Annotated in this window: 24 protein-coding genes and 2 rRNA genes; 7 read left to right on the plus strand and 19 right to left on the minus strand. The window is 71.1% G+C overall.

The window, feature by feature from the left end; translation table 11 throughout:
- The first annotated feature begins 9 nt into the window (after positions 1–9).
- The 4 genes from ACFXPL_RS18430 to ACFXPL_RS18445 all read left to right on the plus strand — a co-directional run bounded on the left by ACFXPL_RS18430 (position 10) and on the right by ACFXPL_RS18445 (position 3,711).
- On the plus strand, positions 10–663 hold the full coding sequence (locus ACFXPL_RS18430) for a hypothetical protein (RefSeq protein WP_384920003.1): 654 nt from the start codon (positions 10–12) through the stop codon (positions 661–663).
- A 128-nt stretch (positions 664–791) separates the two neighbouring features.
- On the plus strand, positions 792–1,619 hold the full coding sequence (locus ACFXPL_RS18435) for a rhamnogalacturonan acetylesterase (RefSeq protein ID WP_384920005.1): 828 nt from the start codon (positions 792–794) through the stop codon (positions 1,617–1,619).
- 36 nt (positions 1,620–1,655) lie between these two features.
- A complete protein-coding gene (locus ACFXPL_RS18440; RefSeq protein ID WP_384920008.1) occupies positions 1,656–2,417 on the plus strand; it encodes an alpha/beta fold hydrolase in 762 nt (253 codons plus the stop codon).
- An 82-nt stretch (positions 2,418–2,499) separates the two neighbouring features.
- Positions 2,500–3,711 carry a serine hydrolase domain-containing protein gene (locus tag ACFXPL_RS18445; protein WP_384920011.1) on the plus strand — a complete coding sequence of 404 codons (1,212 nt, stop codon included), beginning with the start codon at positions 2,500–2,502 and terminating at the stop codon, positions 3,709–3,711.
- 58 nt (positions 3,712–3,769) lie between these two features.
- On the opposite strand, the gene ACFXPL_RS18450 is transcribed toward ACFXPL_RS18445, so the two are convergent.
- The 9 genes from ACFXPL_RS18450 to ACFXPL_RS18490 all read right to left on the minus strand — a co-directional run bounded on the left by ACFXPL_RS18450 (position 3,770) and on the right by ACFXPL_RS18490 (position 14,077).
- The gene (locus tag ACFXPL_RS18450; RefSeq protein ID WP_384920014.1) at positions 3,770–4,840 is read right to left on the minus strand and encodes a sodium:calcium antiporter; all 1,071 of its coding nucleotides are present in this window, start codon (positions 4,838–4,840) and stop codon (positions 3,770–3,772) included.
- Positions 4,841–5,095: 255 nt separating this feature from the next.
- A complete protein-coding gene (locus ACFXPL_RS18455) occupies positions 5,096–6,283 on the minus strand; it encodes a hypothetical protein (protein ID WP_384920016.1) in 1,188 nt (395 codons plus the stop codon).
- 47 nt (positions 6,284–6,330) lie between these two features.
- Positions 6,331–7,287 carry an STM4015 family protein gene (locus ACFXPL_RS18460; protein WP_384920019.1) on the minus strand — a complete coding sequence of 319 codons (957 nt, stop codon included), beginning with the start codon at positions 7,285–7,287 and terminating at the stop codon, positions 6,331–6,333.
- 102 nt (positions 7,288–7,389) lie between these two features.
- Positions 7,390–8,379, minus strand: a complete 990-nt coding sequence (hemB, locus tag ACFXPL_RS18465; protein WP_384920022.1) for a porphobilinogen synthase — start codon at positions 8,377–8,379, stop codon at positions 7,390–7,392.
- 201 nt (positions 8,380–8,580) lie between these two features.
- Positions 8,581–10,242, minus strand: a complete 1,662-nt coding sequence (locus ACFXPL_RS18470) for a uroporphyrinogen-III synthase (protein WP_384920026.1) — start codon at positions 10,240–10,242, stop codon at positions 8,581–8,583.
- The gene (hemC, locus tag ACFXPL_RS18475) at positions 10,239–11,252 is read right to left on the minus strand and encodes a hydroxymethylbilane synthase (RefSeq protein ID WP_384920030.1); all 1,014 of its coding nucleotides are present in this window, start codon (positions 11,250–11,252) and stop codon (positions 10,239–10,241) included. The genes ACFXPL_RS18470 and hemC overlap by 4 nt, the downstream gene beginning before the upstream one ends.
- Positions 11,249–12,625 (minus strand): glutamyl-tRNA reductase, encoded by a 1,377-nt coding sequence (locus tag ACFXPL_RS18480; protein WP_384920033.1) that lies wholly within the window; start codon positions 12,623–12,625, stop codon positions 11,249–11,251. Before ACFXPL_RS18480 ends, hemC begins: the two co-directional genes overlap by 4 nt.
- Entirely contained in the window at positions 12,622–13,431 is an 810-nt protein-coding gene (locus tag ACFXPL_RS18485) for a redox-sensing transcriptional repressor Rex (protein ID WP_384920036.1), read from the minus strand. The genes ACFXPL_RS18480 and ACFXPL_RS18485 overlap by 4 nt, the downstream gene beginning before the upstream one ends.
- 367 nt (positions 13,432–13,798) lie before the next feature.
- Positions 13,799–14,077, minus strand: coding sequence for a glutaredoxin family protein (locus ACFXPL_RS18490; protein WP_384920039.1), 279 nt, complete (start codon positions 14,075–14,077; stop codon positions 13,799–13,801).
- A gap of 158 nt (positions 14,078–14,235) precedes the next feature.
- Between ACFXPL_RS18490 and ACFXPL_RS18495 the strand changes: the two genes are divergently transcribed.
- The 3 genes from ACFXPL_RS18495 (at position 14,236) to ACFXPL_RS18505 (ending at position 17,978) form a co-directional block, all read left to right on the plus strand.
- On the plus strand, positions 14,236–15,183 hold the full coding sequence (locus tag ACFXPL_RS18495; protein WP_384920041.1) for an HAD family hydrolase: 948 nt from the start codon (positions 14,236–14,238) through the stop codon (positions 15,181–15,183).
- Between the two features lie 402 nt (positions 15,184–15,585).
- Entirely contained in the window at positions 15,586–16,380 is a 795-nt protein-coding gene (locus tag ACFXPL_RS18500; RefSeq protein ID WP_384920044.1) for an ECF subfamily RNA polymerase sigma factor, BldN family, read from the plus strand.
- A gap of 359 nt (positions 16,381–16,739) precedes the next feature.
- The gene (locus tag ACFXPL_RS18505) at positions 16,740–17,978 is read left to right on the plus strand and encodes a DUF5667 domain-containing protein (RefSeq protein ID WP_384920047.1); all 1,239 of its coding nucleotides are present in this window, start codon (positions 16,740–16,742) and stop codon (positions 17,976–17,978) included.
- A gap of 109 nt (positions 17,979–18,087) precedes the next feature.
- On the opposite strand, the gene ACFXPL_RS18510 is transcribed toward ACFXPL_RS18505, so the two are convergent.
- The 10 genes from ACFXPL_RS18510 to ACFXPL_RS18555 all read right to left on the minus strand — a co-directional run.
- A complete protein-coding gene (locus ACFXPL_RS18510; RefSeq protein WP_384920049.1) occupies positions 18,088–19,179 on the minus strand; it encodes a lysophospholipid acyltransferase family protein in 1,092 nt (363 codons plus the stop codon).
- Positions 19,172–20,218 (minus strand): NAD-dependent epimerase/dehydratase family protein, encoded by a 1,047-nt coding sequence (locus tag ACFXPL_RS18515; protein ID WP_384920052.1) that lies wholly within the window; start codon positions 20,216–20,218, stop codon positions 19,172–19,174. Before ACFXPL_RS18515 ends, ACFXPL_RS18510 begins: the two co-directional genes overlap by 8 nt.
- 187 nt (positions 20,219–20,405) lie before the next feature.
- Positions 20,406–20,504 carry a 30S ribosomal protein bS22 gene (locus ACFXPL_RS18520; protein ID WP_003948845.1) on the minus strand — a complete coding sequence of 33 codons (99 nt, stop codon included), beginning with the start codon at positions 20,502–20,504 and terminating at the stop codon, positions 20,406–20,408.
- 181 nt (positions 20,505–20,685) lie between these two features.
- The gene (locus ACFXPL_RS18525) at positions 20,686–20,895 is read right to left on the minus strand and encodes a helix-turn-helix domain-containing protein (protein ID WP_158575903.1); all 210 of its coding nucleotides are present in this window, start codon (positions 20,893–20,895) and stop codon (positions 20,686–20,688) included.
- Positions 20,896–21,023: 128 nt separating this feature from the next.
- Positions 21,024–21,839 (minus strand): phosphatase, encoded by an 816-nt coding sequence (locus ACFXPL_RS18530; protein ID WP_384920055.1) that lies wholly within the window; start codon positions 21,837–21,839, stop codon positions 21,024–21,026.
- Between the two features lie 148 nt (positions 21,840–21,987).
- Positions 21,988–23,160: an acetoin utilization protein AcuC gene (locus tag ACFXPL_RS18535; RefSeq protein WP_384920058.1), complete on the minus strand. Its 1,173-nt coding sequence runs from the start codon at positions 23,158–23,160 to the stop codon at positions 21,988–21,990.
- Positions 23,129–24,349, minus strand: coding sequence for an MFS transporter (locus tag ACFXPL_RS18540; RefSeq protein WP_384920060.1), 1,221 nt, complete (start codon positions 24,347–24,349; stop codon positions 23,129–23,131). Before ACFXPL_RS18540 ends, ACFXPL_RS18535 begins: the two co-directional genes overlap by 32 nt.
- Before the next feature lie 43 nt (positions 24,350–24,392).
- Positions 24,393–25,124 carry an HAD family hydrolase gene (locus ACFXPL_RS18545; protein WP_384920063.1) on the minus strand — a complete coding sequence of 244 codons (732 nt, stop codon included), beginning with the start codon at positions 25,122–25,124 and terminating at the stop codon, positions 24,393–24,395.
- Between the two features lie 74 nt (positions 25,125–25,198).
- Positions 25,199–25,315, minus strand: a 5S ribosomal RNA gene (rrf, locus tag ACFXPL_RS18550).
- 82 nt (positions 25,316–25,397) lie between these two features.
- Positions 25,398–25,471: ribosomal RNA gene (locus ACFXPL_RS18555) — 23S ribosomal RNA — on the minus strand; the annotation flags it as partial.

Consider the following 25,471-nt stretch of genomic DNA (forward strand, 5'->3'; position numbering starts at 1 on the left):
CTGTGAGCCATGACAGCAGCCAAGAGTTCGCCCGCTCCTGCCACGCCCGCAGCCGCCATGGACGCCCTGTTGTGGCGGTGGGCGGATCACGTCAACCGGGACGGCGACATAGGCATGGTGCGGCCCGAATGGTTCGTGTGCGTCGGGGAGTTGGAGGTGGCGGAGGAGGTCACCTGGTTCGGGATGGCGACCCAGGGGCGCTGGGTTCACAGCAAGCTGCTCCCCGGGCCCAGCAGGGTTCCGGTGTACGCGGGCTTCTACTGGTCCCAGGAGGACGACGAACCGAAGGTGGCCCGGGTCGGTATGGTCGTCCTGCCGCTGGCGGAGCCCGACCGGATCGTCGCGGCTCGCTGGGGCGACGGGTACAACGGCTACGAACCGGCGCCGCTGGACGGATACGCCCTCCTGTGCAGCGATCAGTTCGACCCGGCGCACGTCAGCGGCCGGGACGCCGAGGCCGATCTCCGCGAGGCCAAGCGGATCATCGCGGCCGCGGACGACGCGGGCCGCCGGATCAACTTTGCCGAGATCGTCACCGATCCGGATCGTGGTGGCAACGCCCTGTTCTTCCCGGTCGAAGGGGAGGAACGGAACGGCTACGAGGCGGTGGAGGAGGACGGGACGGTCGTCTGTCTCACCTTCATCTCCTACGACTTCGACTGACGAGGACGGGTCCGGGCGATCGCCCCCTCCCGCCACCACCAACCTTTCCGCGCCCGCCAACCTTTCCGCGCCCGGCGGCGACATCCGACTGACGACGGCACCACCCCACCCCCCGTCAGGAGTCCCGGATGTCCCCCACCACCCCCCGCTCCCACCCCTGCTCCGCCGACCGCAGGCGCTTCCTCCTCGGCACCACCGCCGCGCTCGGGGCCGGAGCCGCCACCGTGCTCGGGCTGCCCGGCACCGCGTCGGCGAGAAGCGCGGCCACCGGCACCCTCTACATCGCCAGTGACTCCACCGCGCAGACGTACAACTCCGGCTACTACCCGCAGGCCGGCTGGGGCCAGACGCTTCCCGCGTTCTTCTCGTCCAACATCACCGTCGCCAACCGGGCCATCGGCGGGCGCAGTTCGCGTTCGTTCATCGAGCAGGGGCGGCTCGCCGCGATCCACCAGGTGATCAAGGCGGGCGACTACCTCTTCGTACAGTTCGGCCACAACGACGCGACCGTGAGCAACGCCGAGCGCTACACCTCGCCCGCCGACTACAAGGAATACCTGCGCAACGACTACATCCGGGCCACCCGCGCCCGAGGAGCGACCCCGGTGATCGTGACTCCGGTGTCCCGGCGGTCGTACAACGCGTCGACCGGGCAGTTCAACGTCTCGTTCCCCCAGTATGTGGACGCCGCCAAGGCCGTCGCCGCCGAGGAGAAGGCGCCGCTGGTCGATCTGTCGGCGCTCAGCCGTACCTACCTGAACGGCGTCGGGATCGAGGCGTCCAAGAACGTCTTCCTGTGGCTCAGCCCGGGGCAGTACCCCAACTTCCCGAACGGCGTCTCCGACGACACCCACTTCCAGCAGTACGGCGCCACTCAGATGTCCCGCCTGGTCGCCCAGGCCGTGGCGCGGCTCGGGCTGCCGCTGTCCGGGGAAGTGAAGCCCACCACAGCCTGAGCCCCGTACCGAGCCGCGCCGTGCTTCGATGGCGCGATGGATCACACTCCCGTACAACTGCCTGTCCTGCACTGGGGGCGGCAGGACGCGCCCCGGCGCGTCCTGTTGCTCCACGGTCTGACGTCGGCGGCGGCCTGCTGGTGGTACGTGGCGGACGAACTGGCCCGCGCGGGCTGGTCGGTCACCGCCCCTGACCTCCGGGGGCACGGGCTCGCGCCACGGACCCGGCGTTACGACATCGGCGGGTTCGTGGCCGACGTACTGGCCCTCCGGCCGCCCGGCGGACCCGCCGCGTGGGATCTCGTCATCGGGCATTCGCTCGGAGGTCTCGTCGCCACCGGCGCCGCGAGCGCGGACCACGGCTGGGCGGACCGGCTGCTGCTGCTCGACCCCGTCATCACCGTGCGGGAGGGGGAGACCGACGGCTTCGTCCGTTCGGTCTCCGACGAGGTGAGGAACGCCGACCCCGAGGAGATGCTCAGGGAGAACCCGCACTGGCACCCCGAGGACGCGTATCTGAAGGCGCAGGCCGCGCGCCGGACGACGCCGTACGTGGTCGAGACGGTGCTGCGGGGCAACGCTCCGTGGTCGTACGAGCAGGCGTTGGCCGAGTATCCGCACCGCGTCACGGTGCTCGCCGCCGATCCGGACCGGGGGCCGGTGTTCACCGCCAAGCAAGGGCGCCGTATCGGGCGTGCCCGTCCCGGTTTCGACTGGTCGGTGGTGGTGGGTGCCGGGCACTCCGTATACCGGGACAACCCGGACGCGGTGGTCGCGGCGGCCCTGGGATCCCCCTGATTTCCCGGTCTCTCCCGATCCGATGATTTCGGGCCGTGTCGGAGGTCCTTCTTCTCACCGCACCCTGGAGAAGGTGGACCGCATGAACGACACCAGCCTGAGCGATGTCCTCGACGCCCATGTCAACAGCGGATCCGTCCCCGGAGCGGTGGGCCTCGTGGCGCACGGGGACGGGCGGGAACCGGAAGTGGCGGCGGTGGGTTCGGTCGATACGGCCGGGGGCGCTCCGATGGCGCGGGATTCGATCTTCCGTATCGCCTCGCTCACCAAGCCCATCACCGCCGCCGCCCTCATGATGCTGGTCGAGGACGGGCGGATCGGGCTGCACGAACCGGTCGCCCGGTGGCTGCCGGAGCTGGCCGCGCCGCGTGTGGTCCGTACGCCGGGGAGCCCGGTGGACGACGTGGTTCCGGCGACCGCGCCGATCACCGTCTTCGACCTGCTCACCTTCCGCGCCGGGTACGGCTTCCCCTCCGACGTCTCGCTCCCCGCCGTCAAGCCCCTCTTCGAGGAGCTGAACCAGGGATCGCCGGAGCCGCAGCACATGGTGGCGCCCGACATGTGGATGGAGCGGCTGTCCCGGATCCCGCTGCTGCACCAGCCGGGCGAGGCGTGGCTCTACAACACCTGTTCCGACATCCAGGGGGTGCTGATCGCCCGGGTCGCGGACCGGCCGCTGCCGGAATTCCTGGCGGAGCGGGTGTTCGAACCGCTCGCCATGGCGGACACGGGATTCCTCGTACCCGCGGCGAAACTCGACCGTTTCACCAGCTTCTACAAGCGGGACGGTGAGAGCGGCCCCAGCGGCAGTCCGGGCAGCGGTCCCGGCAGCGGTCTCGACCTGGTCGACTCCCCGGACGGGCAGTGGAGCAGCCCGTCGCCGTTCCCGTCCGGCGCGGGCGGGCTGGTGTCGACCGCCGACGACCTGCACGCCTTCGCCCGGATGGTGCTCGCCGGGGGTCGCGCGGGCGGCCGTACGCTGCTGACGCCCGAGTCGGTCGCTCAGATGACCACCGACCACCTCACCCCGGCGCAGCGCGAGGCGAGCGGGCTGTTCAGGGAGGGGCAGGGGTGGGGCTTCGGCGGTTCGGTGGACGTGGTGCAGTCCTCGCCCTGGAACGTACCCGGCCGGTACGGCTGGGTCGGCGGCACGGGGACCGCCGCGCACCTCATCCCGTCCACGGGCGTGGTGACGATCCTCCTCAGCCAGGTGGCGATGACCGGGCCGACCCCGCCCGCCCTGGTGCGGGACGTCTGGCGGTACGGGGCGGGCGCGGGCGGTGGGGTGCGGTGACCGGCGCCCGGTGGCTCCGGGCACGGGTCACCGGCCTGTCGGTCGGGGCACCTCGGGGTCAGGACAGGATGGGGACGAGTCCGGCGGCGAAGACCACATAGAACAGGCCCGCGACCGCGAGGCGGGCCGGGGTGAGTTTGTGGGCGCGCATGGTCAGCAGGAGGTAGACGATCGCGGCCATGGTGATGATCCCGGACCAGAGCAGGGCGCCGTCGAAGTGCCAGCGGGTGAAGATCAGGCCGATGCCGCTGGGCACGGTGGCCTGGATCATCATGGCGCCGGAGATGTTGGCGAGCGCCAGCCTGGTCTTGCCCTGCCGCACCCAGATCACGGCGTTCATGATCTCCGGGAGTTCGGTGGCGATCGGGGACAGCAGCAGGGCGGTGACCGTCGCGGACAGGCCCAGCATCGGGCCGATGACGTCGAGCTGCTTCACGAAGAAGTGCGCGGCGAAGAAGATCACCACGAGGGTGGCCAGGGTCTGGGCGACCACGGCCCAGGTCGCCGGGGTGGCGGCCTTGGGCTGGAGCTTCAGCGGCTCCAGTTCCTCTTCCTCGTCGTCGGTGTCCTCGGCGGCGCGGCTGCTGCGGATCTCCCGGAAGAAGTAGACCGCGTAGGCGGCGAAGAACAGCACGCCGAGGGCGGGCTTGAACGCGAAGGCGACCAGGCCGAGCGCGACCTTCACGACGAAGATCGGGAGGAACCACTTCTGGTCCCTGGCCAGGCGCTTCATGTCCTTCGCGTCGCCCAGGGCCTCACCACCCGAAGGGGGCGGCTCCCCCGCGCCGGAGCCGGCACCGGCGCCGGCCAGGGCTGCGGCACGGTCCTTGCGGCGCTTGAGGATGAGCATCGCTCCGGTGACGCCGTACGCGACGGTGGCCAGCGCGAGCGGGCCGCCCATCGCGGCTCCGACGCCGATGTCCTTGGCTTCCTCGGTGGTCCCGGTGGTCACCGCGACCAGGGTGACGACGGACTCGGGCAGAGCGGTGCCGAAGGCGGCCAGGATCGTGCCGACCGCCATCTTCCCGACGTTCAGGCGTTCGCCCAGCCACTCGACCGCGTTGACGAACCACTCGCAGGAGAGATAGATCGCCACCGCACAGGCGATGAGCAGTACGAAATGGATCACGGGTACCGTCCGGATTTCCCGCACCGGCGGGGCTCCGAGACGACCAGCGCGAGGGGGCGGCGGCAGCTTCGACCCCGCCGACGCGCACTCGATGTCGTCGACAAATGGGCCGAAGGTCTCGCCCACCCGCATCCTCACCGGAGGCGGGCCCGGCCACCGGGAACCCGAGGGCTCCAGTGTGTCGACGACCGGTATCGCGGGGCTACTCCCCTTCGCAGCCATCCACTATAGGTGGTCGTCGGCCGGTGGCCCCGGTCAGGCGGCGGCCGGACCCCGTACCGCCGCCGAACCCCGTATCTCCGGGTACTCCACCTCGTCGGGCAGCCGGTAGCCGAATTCCGTCAGCCGCGCCGCGACGTCCGCCGGGGTGCGGCCCGTCAGGCTCGCACTGCACAGGACGTTCTCCAGGAGGACGTCGTCCAGGAGCGAGCGGTCGGGGTCGAGCGATTTCAGCAAGCGGACGTCCGCCTCGTCCGCGACCTCCGGCAGCCTCGCGTGCTCGGGCAGCCGGTGGCCCAGCGCGGCCAGCCGCCCGGCGATGTGCGCGGGGCTCCGCCCGGTGGCCAGGGCCGCGCGCAGGACGTGTCGCGGCTGGACGCCGACGACGCGGTTCGTGGGCAGCCAGGGGCTCCGGCCGTCGAGGTGTTCGCTGAGGATGACGAGGTCGTCCGCCTCAGGCGTGTCCGGAACGCCCTCGGGGGCGTCGTGCCCCAACTCCGCCAGGCGGACGACGATCTCCGCCGGAGTGCGCCCCAGCTCCCGGGCGACGGAGAGGATCTGCCCGACTGCCCCGCGCCCGTCCCCGATGATCCGCTCGTCCTCCGGTCCCAGGGTGTACGGCAGCCGGAAGCCCAGCTCGACCAGGCGCTCGGCCGCGGTGTGCGGGCTGCACCTCAATTCACGGGCCGCGGCGATCACATGCCTCGCCCCCACCTCCGCGCCCCGCTCCAGCCACTCCCCGTCGCCTCGGGCATTCGTACGGATCAGCAGGAGGTCCCGGGGGTCGGGGGTCTCGGGCAGCGGGCGCTCGCCGGTGCCCGCGATCTGGTAGCCGAAGGAGAGCAGCGTGCGCTCCACGTCGGCGGGGCTCCGGCCCACCCGCCCGGCCGCGTCGACGATGTGCCGCAGCGTCACGGGCGTGCCGACGCCGATCCAGACGAGGTGGTTGTCGGTCCTGCCGCCGGCGTTGGCCAGCAGGGCGTCCTCGCGGCCGACCGTCCGGGGCAGCGGCCCCTCGGGGCGCTCGATGTCGGTGAACCCCAGCGCGGTCAACCGTGCCACCACGGCGTCCGCGCTCCACCCCACCCCGGCCGCCGCGTACAGGACGTGTCCGTACGGCACCGTACCGTCGGCCGTCAGCCAGGGGGACGCTCCGGCCGCGCGGAGGCTGGTGATCCGGTTGTCGTCCGGATCCTCGAACGCGGGCTCGTACCTGTACCTCATCGTGACGCCTTTCGAGGGGGGGGCGGGAACGGTCGCGCGTACGGTGCTCATTCGGCCACCGCGATGTAGCGACCGCTCTCTTCCCCGTATTCGCGAAGGTCCTCGTCCTCGTCGTTCCGCCCGCGAAGGTGCACCCGGACCCCCGCCGGCTCCAGCGTCGTCCAGAGCCGCAGCATCATGTCCCGGCCGAGGAAGTGGTGCGAGAGATCGAGCAGTTCGAGGTGGGTCAGCGGCTGTCCGTGCAGCAGCGCCTCCGCGCCCTCGTCGGAGAGCATGCCCATCGACAGACTCAGCGAGGCCAACTGCTCCACAACAGGCGCCGAGGCGAACGCGGCGGCGATCTCGTCCTGGAAGGGGCTGTTCTGCACGCCCAGGTGGCGCAGCTTCGGCTTGCCCACCCCCGCGAACAGCGGGGCCAGATCCTCGACGACCGTGCCGCCTCCGTACCCTTCGTCGCCGAGCCACAGCTCCAGGCGCTCCAGCTCGGGCAGTTCGGCGGCGGCTATGTGCGCCGCCGCCTGCCGGGGCAGGCCGCCCGACTCGACACGCAGCACGCGCAGCCCCGGGTGGCCCGTCACGGGGAAGTCCAGGCCGTCCCCACCGCGTACCACCAGCTCCCGCAGCCCGGGGAACGCCTCCAGGAAGGGCGCGAGATCGCTCTGGCCGATCATGGAGATCATCACCTCGTCGTCCTCCACGTCACCGAGGAAGACCGCCTCCAGCGAGGTGAACCGAGAGCTCAGCTCGGTCAGGTAGCGCTCCGCTCCACCGCTCTCGGCGTCGTACCACGGGAAGCCGAAGATGACCGCCCGCACCTTCTCCAGCTCGACATTCCCGGTGAAGCGCTCCCAGCAGACGTCGTAGTCCTCGTCGGCCACGTAGGGCCCGCACTGGAAGCGCCAGGCGACGGCGGCCGGGGCGGGCAGCTCCGCCGGGTGGGCGAACGGCGGGACGGTGAACGCGGGGAGCCCGTGGAACTCCCGGACGTGCTGGACGTGCGACAAGGTGAGGCTCCCGGGGCTCGGTCGGGCTGCTCGGACACCTGACGTTCTATCAGCAGCCACCGACAACCGGCCCCGCCCCGAGGCCGGAACGGCCGAGCGGGCTCAGAGCCGGCGCGCGGCCTCCGTCGCCCAGTACGTGAGGATCATGGACGCGCCCGCGCGCTTGATCCCCGTCAGGGTCTCCAGGATCGCCGCGTCCCGGTCGATCCAGCCCTTCTCCGCCGCCGCCTCGACCATCGCGTACTCGCCGGAGATCTGGTACGCGGCGACCGGCACGTCCGTCTCGTCCGCGATCCGCGCGAGGATGTCCAGGTAGGGCAGGGCCGGCTTGACCATCACCATGTCGGCGCCCTCTTCGAGGTCGAGCGCCAGCTCGCGCAGGGACTCACGGACGTTGGCCGGGTCCTGCTGGTACGTCTTGCGGTCGCCCTTCAGGGACGAACCGACGGCCTCGCGGAACGGGCCGTAGAACGCCGACGAGTACTTCGCCGTGTAGGCGAGGACCGACACGTCCTCCTTGCCGATCGTGTCGAGCGCGTCACGGATCACGCCGATCTGGCCGTCCATCATGCCGCTGGGGCCGACCACATGGGTGCCCGCGTCGGCCTGGACCTGGGCCATCTCCGCGTACCGCTCCAGGGTCGCGTCGTTGTCGACCCGGCCCTCGTCGTCCAGCACCCCGCAGTGGCCGTGGTCCGTGAACTCGTCGAGGCACAGGTCGGACATGACGATCAGGTCGTCGCCCACCTCGGCCTTCACGGCGCGGATCCCGGCCTGGAGGATCCCGTCGGGGTCCGTGCCGGCCGACCCCGTCGGGTCCTTCTTGGCCTCTTCCGGGACGCCGAAGAGCATGATCCCGGAGACCCCGGCCGAGACCGCGTCGACCGCGGCCTTCCGCAGGGTGTCCAGCGTGTGCTGGACCACGCCGGGCATCGAGGAGATCGCCACGGGCTCGCTGATCCCCTCGCGTACGAACGCGGGGAGGATCAGGTCCGCCGGGTGCACCCGGGTCTCCGCGACCATCCGGCGCATCACCGGGTTCACGCGCAGCCGGCGGGGCCGCGAACCGGGGAAGGATCCGTACACACTCATCGTCAGTCGCCTCTTGCCCCTCTTGGGTGTCCTTACGGGCGCGTTCTGCGCGGGCGGGGCCACCTTCGACGATAGCCCCGGGCGCCCCGTGCCCTTACCGACACCGGGACCGGAAACCCCGGGGCCCGGAGAGGCGCCCACCACGCACGGCGCGGCCCGGCCGCCTCAGCGACCGGACCGCGCCCCGTTGTCCGTGCGACCTCAGGTCGTCGTACGCCGTCTCCTGCTGCCCGGACGCCGCTCGCTCGGCCGGGTGACCGTTTCGCCGGCCTCCTTGGCCGCCTCCCGGCGCTGCGTGCCGAACGCGGCCAGCGCCTCCGCCAGCCTGTGCACCGACGGCTCCGGCGACAGGACGTCGACGCGCAGCCCGTGCTCCTCGGCGGTCTTCGCCGTCGCCGGGCCGATGCACGCGATCACCGTCACGTTGTGCGGCTTGCCCGCGATACCGACCAGGTTCCGGACGGTCGAGGACGAGGTGAACAGCACGGCGTCGAAACCGCCGCCCTTGATCGCCTCGCGGGTCTCGGCCGGCGGCGGCGAGGCGCGCACGGTGCGGTACGCCGTGACGTCGTCGACCTCCCAGCCCAGCTCGATCAGCCCCGCCACCAGCGTCTCCGTGGCGATGTCGGCGCGCGGCAGGAACACCCGGTCGATCGGGTCGAAGACCGGGTCGTACGGCGGCCAGTCCTCCAGCAGCCCGGCGGCGGACTGCTCACCGGACGGTACGAGGTCGGGCTTCACGCCGAAGTCGACGAGCGACGCGGCGGTCTGCTCGCCCACCGCGGCGACCTTGATCCCGGCGAAGGCACGGGCGTCGAGCCCGTACTCCTCGAACTTCTCCCGTACGGCCTTGACCGCGTTGACCGAGGTGAACGCGATCCACTCGTAGCGTCCCGTGACCAGGCCCTTGACCGCGCGCTCCATCTGCTGGGGCGTACGGGGCGGCTCGACCGCGATGGTCGGGACCTCGTGCGGGACCGCACCGTACGACCTGAGCTGGTCGGAGAGCGAGGCGGCCTGCTCCTTCGTGCGCGGGACGAGGACCTTCCAGCCGAACAGCGGCTTGGACTCGAACCACGCGAGCTGGTCGCGCTGTGCCGCGGCGCTGCGCTCACCGACCACGGCTATGACCGGCCGGTGCCCCTCCGGGGAGGGCAGCACCTTCGCCTGCTTCAGGATCTGCGCGATGGTCCCGAGCGTCGCGTTCCACGTCCGCTGGCGCGTGGTCGTACCGGCGACGGTGACGGTCAGCGGGGTGTCCGGCTTGCGGCCGGCCGCGACCAGCTCACCGGCGGCGGCGGCCACCGACTCCAGGGTGGTGGAGAGGACGACCGTGCCGTCGCTGGCGCCGACCTCGCTCCAGCAGCGCTCACTGGCGGTCCTCGCGTCCACCATGCGTACATCGGTGCCCTGGGCGTCGCGCAGCGGTACCCCGGCGTACGCCGGCACACCGACCGCGGCGGCGATGCCGGGGACGACCTCGAAGGGAATGCCCGCGGTGGCGCAGGCGAGCATCTCCGTGCCCGCGTCGCCGTCGAGCCCGGGATCGCCCGCGACCGCACGGACCACCCGCCTGCCGCCCCGCGCGGCCTCCATGACAATATTGGCCGCATCCCGGATCGCGGGGATCCCGGCGACTGCTGACGCATCGTCAACAACCGTCAGCGCGGGGGTGCTTACACCCGCCCTCGCATGGCTCCGTACGACGTCGAGCACATCAGGCTCGGCGATCAGTACGTCCGCCCCCGCGAGCGCCTCGACGGCGCGGAGTGTCAGCAGACCCGGATCTCCGGGTCCGGCACCTAGGAAGGTGACGTGCCCCGATGCGGAGCAGGCCGGAAGGTCAGAGGTGGTGGGGCTCAATGTGCTCGCTCCCCCATAAGACCGGCCGCACCCTTGGCGAGCATCCCCGACGCGAGTTCGCGCCCGAGCGCGAGGGCGTCGTCGAGCGACGTGGGTACGGGACCGGTGATGGACTGCTGCACCAGCGTCGAGCCGTCGGTCGTGCCGACGACGCCGCGCAGGCGCATTTCGTTGACAACCTGTCCGTCGGCCAGCAGGTCGGCCAGCGCACCCACAGGTGCGCTGCAGCCGGCCTCCAGGGCGGCGAGCAGGGAACGCTCGGCGGTCACGGCGACCCGGGTGTACGGGTCGTCGAGCTCGGCGAGCACAGCGGCGAGGTCCACGTTGACCGCGGCGCACTCCACTGCGAGGGCCCCCTGGCCGGGGGCCGGCAAAACGGTGTCGACCGGCAGGAGGTCGGTGACTTCGTCCGACCTGCCGATGCGATGGAGTCCGGCGGCGGCGAGCACGACGGCGTCGAGCTCCCCGCTGCGGACAAAGCCGATCCGGGTGTCTATGTTTCCCCGGATCGGCACAGTCTCTATGGTCAGCCCGTGACTGCGCGCGTACGCGTTGAGCTGCGCGGTGCGGCGCGGCGACCCCGTACCGACGCGGGCCCCGTCGGGCAGCCCCTTGAAGAGCAGCCCGTCCCGCGCGATCAGCGCGTCCCTGGGGTCCTCGCGGCGCGGCACGGCCGCCAGGGTCAGCTCGGCGGGCTGCGCCGTCGGCAGATCCTTGAGGGAGTGCACGGCGAAGTCGACCTCGCCACGCAGCAGCGCGTCACGCAGCGCGGTGACGAAGACGCCCGTGCCGCCGATCTGCGCCAGGTGCTCGCGCGAGGTGTCGCCGTACGTGGTGATCTCGACCAGTTCGACGGGGCGCCCGGTGAGCCGGTGCACCGCCTCCGCCACCTGGCGGGACTGCGCCATGGCGAGCTTGCTGCGCCTCGTGCCCAGCCTCAGGGCCTTGTCGGGCCTCAATGGCTCCTCGGGCCGTGAGGCCGTCTGGGGCCTCAGTGCCTTCTCGGTCATACTCGCCCTCTGCCTACACCGTCGGTGTCATTCAGGTCGGCCCGGCTGACGGCGGCGACCGTCTGCGGGTCGAGGTCGAAGAGTTCGCGCAGCGCGTCCGCGTACCCGGCGCCGCCGGGCTCGCTGGCGAGCTGCTTGACCCGCACGGTGGGCGCGTGCAGGAGTTTGTCGACAACGCGGCGCACGGTCCTGGTGACCTCGGCGCGCTGTTTCTCGTCGAGGCCGGGAAGCCTGCTTTCGAGGCGGGCGACCTCGCTGTTCACCACGTCGGCCGCCATGGCGCGCAGCGCGACCACGGTCGGGGTGATGTGGGCGGCGCGCTGGGCGGCGCCGAAGGCCGCCACCTCGTCGGAGACGATGGTGCGGACCCGGTCGACATCGGCGGCCATGGGAGCGTCGGCGGACGCCTCGGCCAGCGTCTCGATGTCGACCAGCCGTACGCCGTCGAGGCGGTGCGCCCCGGCGTCTATGTCGCGGGGCATGGCGAGGTCGAGGAGGGCGAGCGGCGCCGGGCGGCCGCGGGTCCGCAGCGCGTCCTCGACGGCGTCGGCCGTCAGGACGAGGCCGGTGGCGCCCGTACAGGAGACGACGACATCGGCGCGGGCCAGCTCGCCGGGGACGGCGCTCATCTCCACGGCGCGGGCGGCGAAGCCCCGCCCGCCGGGCGCGGTCGGCCTGTACTGGTCGAGGAGCTGCACGAGCCGCTCGGCGCGGGCGGCCGTACGGTTGGCGACGACGATCTCGGCGACCCCGGCGCGGGCGAGGGTCGCGGCGGCCAGCGAGGACATGGAGCCCGCGCCGATCACCAGCGCGCGCTTGCCCCTGGCCCAGGCGTCCACGTCGGCGCCGGTGGCGAGCTGTTCGAGACCGAAGGTGACGAGCGACTGTCCGGCCCGGTCGATCCCGGTCTCGCTGTGGGCCCGCTTGCCGACCCGCAGGGCCTGCTGGAACAGGTCGTTGAGGAGGCGGCCCGCGGTGTGCAGCTCCTGGCCGAGCGCCAACGCGTCCTTGATCTGGCCGAGGATCTGGCCCTCGCCGACGACCATCGAGTCCAGGCCGCAGGCCACCGAGAAGAGGTGGTGGACGGCGCGGTCCTCGTAGTGCACGTAGAGATAGGGGGTCAGCTCGTCCAGCCCGACGCCGCTGTGCTGGGCGAGGAGGGTGGACAGCTCGGCGACCCCGGCGTGGAACTTGTCGACGTCGGCGTACAGCTCGATGCGGTTGCAGGTGGCGAGGACGGTGGCCTCGGTCGCCGGTTCCGCGGCGAGCGTGTCCTGCAACAGCTTGACCTGCGCGTCCGCGGAGAGCGAGGCGTGTTCGAGGACGCTCACCGGAGCGCTGCGGTGACTCAGTCCGACGACCAGGAGGCTCATGCCGGCATCACCGCGGGGACGTCCCCGTCGGGTCCCTTCCGGCCGGAGGGGGTGGTGTCGGCCGTCGAGGTCTCCGCCACGCCTGCGGTGGACTCGCGCTCGGCGGGCGTCACCGCCGCGAGGGCGGCCTCGGCGGCGGCGCCCTCACCGGCCTTGCGCTGCTCGTGGAAGGCGAGGATCTGGAGTTCGATGGAGAGGTCGACCTTGCGGACGTCCACGCCCTCGGGCACGGACAGCACGGTCGGCGCGAAGTTGAGGATCGAGGTGACCCCGGCGGCGACCAGCCGCTCACAGACCTGCTGGGCGGCGCCCGCGGGGGTCGCGATGACCCCGATCGAGACGCCGTTGTCGCTGATGATCGTCTCCAGCTCGTCCGTGTGCTGGACGGGGATCCCGGCGACGGGCCTGCCCGCCATGGCGGGGTCGGCGTCGATCAGCGCGGCGACCCGGAAGCCACGGGAGGCGAACCCTCCGTAGTTGGCGAGCGCGGCGCCGAGGTTACCGATACCGACGATCACGACCGGCCAGTCCTGGGTCAGGCCCAGCTCGCGCGAGATCTGATAGACGAGGTACTCGACGTCGTAGCCCACACCGCGGGTCCCGTAGGAGCCGAGATACGAGAAGTCCTTGCGCAGCTTCGCGGAATTGACCCCGGCGGCGGTGGCGAGCTCCTCGGAGGAGACCGTGGGTACGGAGCGCTCGGAGAGAGCGGTCAGCGCCCGCAGATACAGCGGGAGCCTGGCGACGGTGGCCTCGGGGATTCCTCGGCTACGGGTCGCCGGTCGGTGAGTTCGGCCAGTTGCCACGGTGCTCCAACGGGATGAGCTGGGCTGCAGGCGGCCGTATGTCCCAGGACCGCCCCGTCGAATGCAGGCTATGTCTTTGTGAACGCGTGCACAAAGATTGTGTCCGCTTTGTCCGAGCAAAGTGACCGGGGTCACGCGTTCCGATCCGGCCATCCCGGAACCGGGTACCGCTTCAGCCCGTTGCACACACGAAGGGGGCAAAACCGCACACACTCCTCACGAATACGCCCCCGCGACCGCTTTCCGCGCCCTCCCGGCACCTGTCCCCGCGCCGGCGGCGACCAATCCCGCGTCCGGAATCGCACGCGGGAGAATGATCACCGGAGGGAAGCCTGCAAAGCGCCCACGATGGTAACCGCCTTTCGCGTCACGCCCCCAGTTCGCGCCGGAGCCGCTCCGCGTCCACCCGCCAGAACGTGTGCTGCTCTCCGTCGACCAGGACCACCGGGATCTGTTCCCAGTACGCGCGGTGCAGCGCCTCGTCCCGCGTGATGTCCTTCTCCTCCCAGGAAGCACCGGTCTCGGCACAGACCGCCTCGACGACCGCGCGGGCGTCGTCACAGAGGTGACACCCCGGCTTCGAGACAAGCGTCACCACCCGCTCGTCGGCCTTCTTCTTCGTCGCACGCCGCAGCAAAGGACTCATGGCCCCATTCTCCGCCCGCCGGGCGCCGTGACCCGCCGGTTGTCCACAGCAGAGCCTCATTGGCATGATCACCGCATTAGCACACCGGTCACGGAGAGTTCACCCGTCGTCCTCCGCACCCGTCCGGAACCACCGAACAGAATGGCTATGCTCACGCTATGGCCGCACTGGGATGGCTCACCCCCCGTAAGCGCTCCGCCACCGCGAGGAGCGTGCTCGCAGGCGAGGCCGCAGCCGAGGCAGGGCTCAAGTCCACGCAGGAAGCGCGAGGCGCGCAGGACAAGACATCCGCCACCGGCACGGCCGACCAGGCGCCCGACTTCCCCGTCCCGGGGGACGACCGCGCCGCCGCCTTCTTCGACCTCGACAACACCGTGATGCAGGGCGCCGCGATCTTCCACCTCGGCCGCGGCCTGTACAAGCGGAAATTCTTCCAGCGCCGCGAGCTGGCCCGGTTCGCCTGGCAGCAGACCTGGTTCCGGCTCGCCGGCGTCGAGGACCCGGCCCACATGCAGGACGCCCGCGAGAGCGCCCTGTCCATCGTCAAGGGCCATCGCGTCTCCGAGCTGATGTCCATCGGCGAGGAGGTCTACGACGAGTACATGGCCGACCGCATCTGGCCCGGCACCCGCGCGCTCGCCCAGGCCCACCTGGACGCCGGCCAGCAGGTCTGGCTGGTGACCGCGGCCCCCGTCGAGACCGCCACGATCATCGCCCGCCGCCTCGGCCTGACCGGCGCTCTCGGCACCGTCGCCGAGTCGGTCGACGGCGTCTACACCGGCCGGCTCGTCGGCGAACCGCTGCACGGCCCCGCCAAGGCCGAGGCCGTTCGCGCCCTCGCCGCCGCCGAGGGCTTCGACCTGGACCGCTGCGCCGCGTACAGCGACTCGCACAACGACATCCCGATGCTCTCCCTGGTCGGACACCCGTACGCGATCAACCCGGACGCCAAGCTCCGCAAGCACGCGCGGAAACTGGACTGGCGGCTGCGCGACTACCGCACCGGCCGCAAGGCGGCCAAGGTCGGCATCCCCGCCGCGGCCGGGGTGGGCGCCCTCGCCGGCGGCACGGCCGCCGCGGTCGCCCTGCACCGCCGCCGGCGCTGACGCCCGGCCCCGAACGGCCCGGCACCCGTCAACCGCGTTCGACGCCCCGTCAACAGGACGACACGCTCGCCGGCACATTCGCCACAACGGACGGCCCCGTGGGAACACCCGCGGGGCCGTCCGCGCATCCGCACACACGTCCGCACGCCGTCACTCAGGCACAACCCATCACGAGAGCAAGCAGATCTTGACGCAATCTGATCAATAAATGGTCACGATGTGCTACTAGATCCGCCTCCTAGGCGGCACTGAAGCGACGTAATCGATGATTTGAGCAACTGGGTGTAGCACTGCCTGTACGAAGCGTTATTCTCCTCAGACGCATACCGGACCCCACGCGTCGCCACGACGAGTGAACGGTCCCGCACTGCACGTGATGGAAGCTCTGCCTCTGGGAGTCCCGTGTACCCACACGTCGGGGTTGACACCTCGGGCCTGGCTACGCTCCGCGCAACGGTCCTCGACCGCTTGCGCGGCTTCGTCCCCACCGCGTACGCCGTCCCCGCCCTCGCCGCACCGGCGCCCGCCGTGAGCGGCCCTATCGGACCTTGCTACGCCCTGGCGAGTGGTGGTGCGGCCGTCAGCAGACGAGGCGGCCGCAGCAACTCCGCCGCCCCGACCACCGCACGCCGGCCCAGCGCCGACAGCGACAGCGCCCGCATGATGGAGTTGGTCGAGCGCGCCCAGGCCGGTGAGGCCGAAGCCTTCGGCCGGCTGTACGACCAGTACAGCGACACCGTCTACCGCTACATCTACTACCGCGTGGGCGGAAAGGCGACCGCCGAAGACCTCACCAGCGAGACGTTTCTGCGCGCCCTGCGCCGCATCTCCACCTTCACCTGGCAGGGCCGCGACTTCGGCGCCTGGCTGGTCACGATCGCCAGGAACCTGGTCGCCGACCACTTCAAGTCGAGCCGCTTCCGGCTGGAAGTGACCACCGGCGAAATGCTCGACGCCAACGAGGTCGAACGCAGCCCCGAGGACTCCGTCCTGGAGTCCCTCTCGAACGCGGCCCTCCTCGAAGCCGTACGGAAACTCAACCCCCAGCAGCAGGAGTGCGTCACGCTGCGCTTCCTCCAGGGCCTCTCGGTCGCCGAGACCGCCCGGGTCATGGGCAAGAACGAAGGAGCGATCAAAACGTTGCAGTACCGGGCCGTCCGCACCCTGGCCCGGCTGCTCCCCGAAGACGCCCGCTGACCACCGCGAGGAGCCGTCGGGAGGCCGCCCGGCCGGCTTCCCGGCCTCCCGACCGGCCTCCCGACGGCCCGCGCACCCCACCCCCACGGTCACACCCGACCTCCATCCCCACTCCCTCCACCCTCATGCCCGCCCTCGCCACGGACCCAACTCACAGTCGGTGACGCCTCGATGACGCGCTGGTCCGATCATCCTTCGTCCGTAACCCAAGTGCCGCGCCGCTCGTTGTGCGGGATGCAGGCTCCCTGCGGTCACGCCATGCCCGCAGCCACTCACTCATTCGTGTGGATGCGCTCAAGGCGTGCAACCTTCCGGACCCCCAGGGGAGTCGATCGTCATGACGAGAGGAGGTGCCGCCAGTGATCGCGAACGTATCGGCACACCGGCGGGCGAACGCCTTCGCCCAGACCCTGGAAGACCGGACGCTTCAGGGCACGGCGGCCGAACAGCCCGCCGATTCGGCCGAACCGGCCGGACAGGGGCGGCTGTTGGCCCTGGCGAGTGGTCTCGGTGAACTACCGAAACCCACGCTGGACCCCGAGGTCAAAGTGGTGCAGCGAGCTCAGCTCGTCGCCGCCATGGAGGCCATGCTGCTGGAGGGCGCAGCAGCGGGGGAGGCGAGGCCGAGCCCCACGGTGCCCGAGCAGCGGAGGTCGGGCCGCGGTGCCCACCGCGCTTCCCGGCTGCGCAAACTGCGGCCGAGATCCCGCTGGTCCAAGGGGCTCGCGGCCGGCGGGCTCACGGTCGGGGTGGCGGCGGGCGCGTTCAGCGGTGTGGCCGCGGCCAGCTCCGACGCCCTGCCGGGTGACTCGCTGTACGGGCTGAAGCGCGGCATGGAGGACTTCAAGCTCAACCTGGCGGGCGACGAGTCCGACCGCGGCGAGCTGTACCTCGACCACGCCTCGACCCGGCTCAGCGAGGCGCGCCGGCTGATGGAGCGAGGCCGCTCCGGCCAGTTGGACCACGAGTCCCTGGGCGAGATCCGCCGCACCCTGGGCGGAATGAAGCACGATGTCACCGAGGGCCACCGGCTGCTCCACCAGGCCTACGAACGGGACGGCTCGCTCGGCCCGATCGCCACCCTCTCCTCGTTCTCCGCCGCGCACCGCCAGAGCTGGAACGGGCTGCGCGACCGGCTGCCCGTACAGCTCACGGACGTCGGCAACGAGGTGAGTTCGGTGTTCGACGCCATAGACCAAGAGGTCGCCCCGCTCCAGTCCCTCCTGCCCAAGCCACCGGAGAGACACCAGAACCCCGCCCGCCCCGGCTCCACCCAGGACTCCACCGGCCGCGGCCACCCCGAGAAGGCCCACCCCTCACCCGCCACCCCGAGCAGGAGCGGCGGTACGGACAGCGGCTCCGCACGCACCGAGGAGGAGCCCGACCCGTCGAGCCCCGGCTCGGCCACCTCGTCCGACGAGGGCCTGCTCGGCGGCGGTACGGGCGGCCTGCTCGACCCGCCGCAGAACAGCGTCACTCCCTCGCCGTCCGAGAACGCCAAGGACAGCACCGACCGCCCCGGCCCGGACATCACGATCCCGCCCCTGCTGCCCGACCTGCTCCCAGGGCTCGGCATCAAGGCGGAGGACGCCGACTAGAGGCGACCAGGTCTTCGACCCGGCGTACCGGGCGGGCGGGCAGACGGATGACCATCCCGATCCCACCCGTCCCGGTACGCCGGCAGAGGACAGCTCGTACGGGGCCGGCTCAGAAGAAGACGGACCGCCGCTGCACCAGCAGCTTGTAGAGCGAGTGCTGGATCTGCTCGCGGACCTGGTCCGTCAGATTGAACATCAGCATGGGATCCTCCGCGGCCTCCGGCGGATAGCCGTCCGTCGGGATCGGCTCGCCGAACTGGATCGTCCACTTCGTCGGCAGCGGCAGCGCACCCAGCGGGCCCAGCCACGGGAAGGTCGGGGTGACCGGGAAGTACGGGAGCCCCAGCAACCGCGCCAGCGTGCGCGCGTTGCCGATCATCGGATAGATCTCCTCGGCGCCCACGATCGAGCACGGCACGATCGGCACCCCCGCCCGCAGCGCCGTCGAGACGAACCCGCCCCGCCCGAACCGCTGCAGCTTGTACCGGTCGCCGAACGGCTTCCCGAGCCCCTTGAACCCTTCCGGCATCACCCCGACGACCTCACCGGCCAGCAGCAGCCGCTCCGCGTCCTCCGCGCACGCCAGCGTGTGCCCGGCCTTCCGCGCCAGCTCGTTGACGACCGGCAGTACGAAGACCAGGTCCGCGGCGAGCAGCCGCAGATGCCGGTCCGCCGGATGGTTGTCGTGGACGGCGACCTGCATCATCAGCCCGTCCAGCGGCAGCGTGCCCGAGTGGTTGGCCACGACGAGTGCCCCGCCGTCCGACGGGATGTTCTCGATGCCCTTCACCTCGACACGGAAGTACTTTTCGTACAGCGGCCGGATCAGCGACATCAGGACCTGGTCGGTCAGTTCCTTGTCGTAGCCGAACTCGTCGACCTCGTACTCGCCGGTGACCCTCCGGCGCAGGAACGCCAGCCCGCCCGCGAGCCGCCGCTCCCAGCCCCGCCCGCCGTCCTCCGCGGCCGGCACAGGTGTCCCGGGCTCCCCCGTCGCGGCCCGCTCGGCGTCCTCGGGGCCGTCGCCCGTCCGCGGCTCGGGTACGGGCGTCAGCGGGCCCTGAGCGCGCCGCGACGCGCCGTCCTTGCCGTGGTGCTGCCGCCGGCCGCCGCCGGAGCCCGAGCCCGTGCCGCCGCCCGAGCCGCCACCGCGCCGCGACCTCGGCTCCTCTCCGAAGGGGATGACCTTGGCATCAGCCATGTCCGGGGCGCTCCTTGCTGACGAGGGTGGAGAGACGGTCGACGGTACGGCCCACCGCCTCCGGCGGCAGCAGGCCGGCGTCCCGGCCGCGCGCGAAGTCCGCGAACGCCTCCGCGGTCGTGTACGACGGCACGAAGCCCAGTGTCTCGCGCATCTGGACGGTGCTGACCACCCGGCCGTGCGTCAGCAGCCGGATCTGTTCCGGCGAGAAGTCCGTCACCCCGACCGTCCGCAGGGCCGTACCGACCCAGGTCACCGCCGGAAGCGGCACGGGCACGGTGGGCCGTCCGAGCCGCCGCGAGCACTGCGACAGCGTCAGTACGCCGTCCCCGGCCACGTTGAACGTGCCGCTGTTGAGCGTCCCGCGCCGCGGCGCCTCCGACGCGATCAGCAGGACGTCGAGCACGTCGTCCTCGTGGACGAACTGGAGCCGGGGGTCGTAGCCGAAGACCGTCGGCAGGACGGGCAGGGACAGGTACTCGGTGAGCGGGGAGTCCGCCGAGGGCCCCAGGATGTTCGCGAAGCGCAGCACGCAGACCGCCACGTCGGGCCTGCGGCGCGCGAAGCCGCGTACGTACCCCTCGACCTCCACCGCGTCCTTGGCGAAGCCGCCGCTCGGCAGCGACTTGGGCGGGGTGGTCTCCAGGAAGACCGCCGGATCCCGGGGCGCCGAGCCGTAGACGCTCGTACTGGACTTCACCACCAGCCGCTGTACAGCCGGCGATTTCTGACAAGCGCCGAGGAGCTGCATCGTGCCGATGACGTTGGTCTCCTTGACCGCGGCCCGGCCGCCCGTCCCCAGCGGAGTGCCCGTCACATCGAGGTGGACGACGGTGTCGACCGCGTGCTCAGCCAGGACCCGCGCGATGGCGGGCCGGCGGATGTCCGCCAGGACGAATTCCGCCTCACCGAGAGCGTGCCCGGGGGTCTCCGCGTCCACGGCGATCACCCGGTCCACCCCGGGCTCCCGTTGCACGCGCCGTACGAAACGGCCGCCGAGCTGCCGGGCCGCCCCGGTCACGAGCACGACCTTGCCCAAGATCAGCGCCTTTCCTCAGACCTCTGGATCCGCCACGGACCTCGGGATCCGCCACGTCACCGTAGCGGGTGGCCGTCGCGATGTGACGACCGCGGGACCCGCCACGCTCCACTTTTGACCGACAAACAACCGTGGCCCTCCCACCATGTCGGTGAAAGGGCCACGAATGCGCGTACAGCTATCGCACTTACTTCTTGTTGCGACGCTGAACGCGGGTGCGCTTGAGCAGCTTGCGGTGCTTCTTCTTGGCCATCCGCTTACGCCGCTTCTTGATAACAGAGCCCACGACTACCCTCGCTCACTTCTCTTTACTCGGTGCGGGGCGTCTGGGCCCACACGACCTACGTCGGCCTAGCCTACCCGCCGCCGAGTGAGGGACGTAATCCGAGGGAAACCCGGTCCCCCTCCCCCGGTGGCATCGGCCCTCCGACAAGCCATGGAGGACCGAACGCCGCCGGTCACGAGCACTACGCGGACTCGACCCCCACAAAGGACTCGCGGAGGTACTCGTGAACCGCTTGCTCCGGAACCCGGAAGGACCTGCCCACCCGGATCGCCGGCAGATGACCGCTGTGCACCAAGCGGTACACGGTCATCTTCGACACTCGCATCACCGAGGCGACCTCCGCCACGGTAAGGAACTTGACCTCGTTGAGAGGCCTCTCGCCAGCAACCATGATCCACCTGTACCTTCCGCACCCGACGGCCACCGGCTTCCCCTCCGGTAACTCTTCGTCGCTGTGCGCTCACATCCCAGACTAGGGGCGGGTGATGCGAGTGGGGAAGAGGAGCAGCCTCCGGCCGCCTACTGTGACAGACACGCCCGATTGAGTACATAGCGAGTAAGCGGCAGGTAGTAATCGGACCGCACGGCGTCATCAAGCGGAACGGCCACCGACACCCGCCCCTCCGCTTCCCCGACGAAGAGCGCGGGATCGTCCGTGTCCGCCAGACCGATGGCCTCGATACCGAGCTGACCTGCCCCGCAGACCCAGCCGTGGTCCCCGACGACGAGCTCGGGAAGCGGCCCTCCGGCCTCCGCCAGAGCCTCCAGAACGGCCCGAACCGGCAGCGGGGAATGAGTGTGTGCGCCGGTCTCACGCCCCGCGCGCCGCGCGCCGGGTTCCCGCACCAGCGCGACTCCCCGTACGTAGTCGAGGTTGTACGTGCGTACCCCGAACCGGGTCGTTATGTCGACACATCTCCCCTGCGCGGGGGTGAGGACGAGACATCCCGCCGCCGACAAAGCGTCTGCCAACCCCGCGTAGAAACCGAGCAGACGGTGCGGATGCCCCGTACCCAGCAACACCGGAATCCGCCGGGCCGCCGCCTCGCCGAGGCGCTCCGCGAACGCGGCCAGCGCCCGCAGCGTCAGCTCCGGATCAATCACATCAGGACCCGACACATGATCGAAATCGCGCGACACCCCGCACCTGTCGGCCATCAGACGGAGCAAGTCCCGCTCGTCCCATGCCCATTCGGGATCGATTCCGATCGTCACCCGCGGATCCCGCGCGGCGAAGAGACGGTAACTCCGCAGACTCTCCTCCCGCGACGTCGCCACAGGACCGGCCAGCCTGGCCGCCAGAAGATGCGCCCGCAGGGCACCGGTGCTCAACACCCCACCGATGCTCCCGCCTCGCCCCTGGTGATGGGGCGGAACCCCGGACAGACCGCACGGTTGGCGTAACGACCACTACGAATCGGCACGGCGGGCGACAAACGGTGCTACGGAGCCCAGTTACCGGCCGCGGGGCGGGACACGGCCGTTACGCCAGCAGCCCCCGCGGCGGGAACGCGGCCCTCCGCGTCGCCAGCACCGCCTGGTCCAGCCGGTCCGCCGGGTCGTACCCCGACTCCCACGACCGCCAGGCCGGCGTCCGCCCGTCCGTCATCCGCCCGGGCCCACGCTGCCGCGTCCGCGCGTACACCTCGTGCCGCCAGGACTCCGGCAGCTCCGACAGCGGATCGACCGGCGCGTGCGCCGCGATCCCCACCAGATGGGTCCAGGACCGCGGCACCACGTCCACCACCGCGTACCCGCCCCCGCCGAGCGCCAGCCACCGCCCGCCGTCGACGTACTCGTGCGCCAGGTCGTGGCAGGACGCCTGCACCGCCCGCTGCGCGTCCAGCGACACCGCGAGATGCGCGAGCGGATCCTCGAAGTGCGTGTCGGCGCCGTGCTGCGTCACCAGCACCTGCGGCCGGAAGTCCGCCAGCAGTTCCGGCACCACCGCGTGGAACGCCCGCAGCCACCCCTCGTCCCCCGTCCCCGCCGGCAGCGCCACATTGACCGCACCGCCCTCACCCGCACCGGCGCCGGTCTCCTCCGGCCAGCCGGTGGCCGGGAAGAGCGTCCGGGGATGCTCGTGCAGCGACACCGTCAGCACCCGCGGGTCCTCCCAGAACGCCGCCTGCACACCGTCCCCGTGGTGCACGTCCACATCGACGTACGCGACCCGCTCCGCGCCCAGCTCCAGCAGGCGCGCGACCGCGAGGGCCGCGTCGTTGTAGACGCAGAACCCGGACGCGGCCGCCGGCATCGCGTGGTGCAGGCCGCCCGAGAAGTTCACCGCGTGCGCGCACTCCCCGCGCCACAACGCCTCGGCCGCGCCCACCGATTGCCCCGCGATCAGCGCCGACGCCTCGTGCATCCCCGCGAACGCCGGATCGTCGACCGTACCGAGCCCGTACGACGTCTCGGCGGCCCGCGGGTCGAGCGAGGCACGCCGTACCGCGTCCACGTACTCCTGGCGGTGGACGAGCCGCAGCGTCGAGTCCCCCGCGGGCGGCGCCGCGACGACGTCGACCGCTCTGTCCAGCCCGTACGCCCGCACCAACCCCATGGTCAGCGCCAGCCGGACCGGATCCATCGGGTGGCTGGGCCCGAAGTCGTACGCCGTGACTGCGTCATCCCACATCAACCGTGCGCGGCCGCTCATGCCCGCCACCGTATCGGTCCTCCTCCGCCGCGAACGAGCGGGCGTACACCAGTGTCACGAGGACCATCACCATCGGCACGAGCATGGCCCCGCGATAACTCCAGGCGTCGCCCAACGCCCCCACCAGGGGCGACCCGACCAGAAACCCCACGTAGTTGAAGACATTGAGCCGGGCCACGGCCGCGTCGCTCGCCCCCGGGAACAGCCGCCCGGCCGCCGCGAACGTCTGCGGCACGATCACACACAGCCCGAGCCCCAGCACCGTGAACCCGAGGATCCCCGTCCACGCCCCCGGAGCCAGCGCCACCACGGCGAACCCGGCCCCCGCCAGCAGGGACCCGCACCGCACGACGACCACGGACCCGAACCGCCGCACCCCGAGATCCCCGGCCGCGCGCCCCAGCAGCGTGGTGACCATGTAGGCGTTGTACGGAACGGTCGCGAGCTCCTCCGAACTGCCCAGCACGTCCTGGAGGTACTTGGCGCTCCAGTTGGAGACGGTCGAGTCACCGATGTACGCGAAGCACATGACCAGGCAGAGCGGCAGCAACACCCGGAAGGCCACCGGCGTGCGGTTCCCGGCTTCCCCCGCCTCTCCCGTGCCGCCCGCCTCCGTCGCGTCGGCCTTCCCGGCGTCCACGTACCAGCGGGACCCGATGAGCGCGGCCGGCAACAGCACCACCACGACGGGCAGGTACGACACGAGCAACGGCAGATGCCCGTGCGCCCCCACCCAGGCGAGCGAGGCCCCGGCGATGCCGCCGAGGCTGAACGCCGCGTGGAAGCCGAGCATGATGCTGCGCCCGTACGCCCGCTGGAGGCTGACGCCGAGCATGTTCATCGAAGCGTCCAGCGCGCCGACGGAGAGCCCGAACGCCCCCAGCGCGAGCGCGAGCTGCCCCACGGCGTCACCGGCTCCGACGCCGAGCAGGGCCAGCAGGACGACGGGCTGGGAACAGCGCAGCACGAGCCCCGGCCGTACCCGTGCGACCAGCTTCTCGGTGGCGACGCTGCCGACGCCGGCCAGCACGGGCACGGCGGCGAGGAAGAGGGGGAGGAGACCGTCGGATATCCCGTAGCGGTCCTGGATGGCGGGGATACGCGTCACCAGAAGGGCAAAACTCACCCCCTGGACGAAGAAGCTGAGCGCCAGCGAGAACCGACCGTGCCGCAACCGCACATCTGTCATGGCCGGACAGCGTAGGACGCCCGTCTACCCATGGGTAGGTGGATCAGGCAACGGATCGGGCGAGCAACCCGGGCAGTTCCGCCATCTTCGCGAAGTATCCGGTGGCGCCGGGCAGTTTCCGGGCGGGCGTCATCGCCGTGAACGCGTATACGTCCATGCCCGCGGACTGGGCGGCCTGGACCCCGAGGGGGCTGTCCTCGACGACGGCACACCGTTCGGGGGCGACGCCCATCCGCGCGGCGGCGTGCAGGAAGAGATCGGGCGCGGGCTTCCCCCGGCCGACGTCCTGAGCGCTGAAGACGACGTTGTCCGTCCCGTCCTCGCCCGCGCCGCCGCCCTCACCGCTGCCGTTGCCGTTGCCGTTGCTGTGCGGGAACAGCCGGTCGAGACCGGTCTTCCGGTGCCCGACGCGGATCCGCTCATGGCTCCCGGAGGAGGCGAGGCAGTACGGCACTCCGCCGGCGGCCAGCTTCTCGATCACTTCGACGACGCCGTCGACCGGCGTCAGCTCCCGCTCGAAGGCGGCGAAGACCCTGGCGTGCAGCACCTCGTCGAAGTCCGCGGGCAGCCGCTGCCCGGTCCGCTCCTGTACGAGGTCGTGGACGCGATGCACCGCGGCCCCCATGAAGTCCCGCAGGGAGTCCTCGTAGGAGGTGGGGTGGCCCAGCTCGGTGAGGTAGCCAGCCAGGATGGTGTTGGAGAGCCGCTCGCTGTCGACGAGGACACCGTCGTTGTCGAAGATGACGAGTTCGTAGCTGACGAGTTCGTAGCGCATGACGTCGAGCGTAAACGGGTCCGGAACGCAGAAATGCCCCGCACCAGAAGGTGCGGGGCATTCCCACAATAATTGTTCGGCGGCGTCCTACTCTCCCACAGGGTCCCCCCTGCAGTACCATCGGCGCTGTGAGGCTTAGCTTCCGGGTTCGGAATGTAACCGGGCGTTTCCCTCACGCAATGACCACCGAAACACTATGAAGATATCCAAACAAACCGGATGACAACACGGCCGTTCGTTACTTCAGAACTAACACAGTGGACGCGAGCAACTGAGGACAAGCCCTCGGCCTATTAGTACCAGTCAGCTCCAACCGTTACCGGTCTTCCACATCTGGCCTATCAACC

This window comes from Streptomyces sp. NPDC059092, from assembly GCF_042756365.1.
Lineage (GTDB): Bacteria > Actinomycetota > Actinomycetes > Streptomycetales > Streptomycetaceae > Streptomyces.